Here is a 1,098-nt window from a genome sequence, read left to right on the forward strand (position 1 = left end):
ATCGGACTTGATCCGCACTCGTGACAGATGACATCCCATTGCCGCCACCGGTGCGGCGCGATGAAAAGAAAGGTGCTTACTATGCCGCAGTCGGCGGAAAAAGTTCTCGACCATGCTCCCCTGTTCCGCGAGCCGGAATACAGGCAGATGCTCGCCGAGAAGAAAGCCAATTTCGAATGCCCCCACCCGGATCAGGTCGTTGCCGATCAAAACGACTTCACGAAGACCTGGGAGTATCGCGAAAAGAACCTGGGCCGCGAAGCCCTGGTCGTGAACCCGGCCAAAGCCTGCCAGCCGCTCGGTGCCGTCTTCGCAGCCGCAGGCTTTGAGCAAACGATGTCCTTCGTCCATGGCAGCCAGGGCTGCGTCGCTTATTACCGTTCGCATCTGTCGCGTCACTTCAAGGAGCCTTCATCAGCGGTCTCGTCCTCGATGACGGAGGACGCGGCAGTGTTCGGCGGGTTGAAGAACATGGTCGACGGGCTCGCCAATACATACAAGCTCTACGATCCGAAGATGATCGCCGTCTCGACCACCTGCATGGCCGAAGTCATTGGAGACGACCTCCACGGCTTCATCGAAAACGCAAAGAACGAAGGGTCGGTCCCGCACGACTTCGATGTTCCTTTCGCCCACACGCCTGCCTTCGTCGGCAGCCACGTCGATGGCTATGACGGCATGATCAAGGGCATTCTGGAGAACTTCTGGAAAGGCAACGAGCGGAAGGAGGTTGCTCAAGCCATCAACATCATTCCCGGCTTCGACGGCTTCTGCGTCGGCAACAACCGCGAACTGAAGCGCCTGCTCGACATGATGGGCGTATCCTACATCTTCATCCAGGATGCCTCCGACCAGTTCGACACGCCGTCTGACGGTACGTACCGCATGTATGACGGCGGCACGAAGATCGAGGACTTGAAAACGGCGTTGAATGCCGAAGCGACCCTGTCGCTGCAGCACTATAACACGCGCAAAACGCTGGAATATTGCAAGGAGGTCGGTCAGGTTACGGCTTCGTTCCATTATCCGCTGGGTGTTCAGGCGACCGACGAATTCCTGATGAAGGTCTCGGAGATTACCGGCAAGGAAATTCCTCCG

The 1,098-nt window shown here is 57.6% G+C and carries 1 protein-coding gene; it reads left to right on the plus strand.

Annotated features, from left to right (window positions below):
* Nucleotides 1-81: 81 nt before the first annotated feature.
* On the plus strand, nucleotides 82-1,098 hold a 1,017-nt coding region (gene nifK, locus K6M89_RS30475; protein ID WP_092755373.1), incomplete at its 3' end, for a nitrogenase molybdenum-iron protein subunit beta.

Origin of the sequence: Rhizobium croatiense, from assembly GCF_019793465.1 — a bacterium.
Lineage (GTDB): Bacteria > Pseudomonadota > Alphaproteobacteria > Rhizobiales > Rhizobiaceae > Rhizobium > Rhizobium croatiense.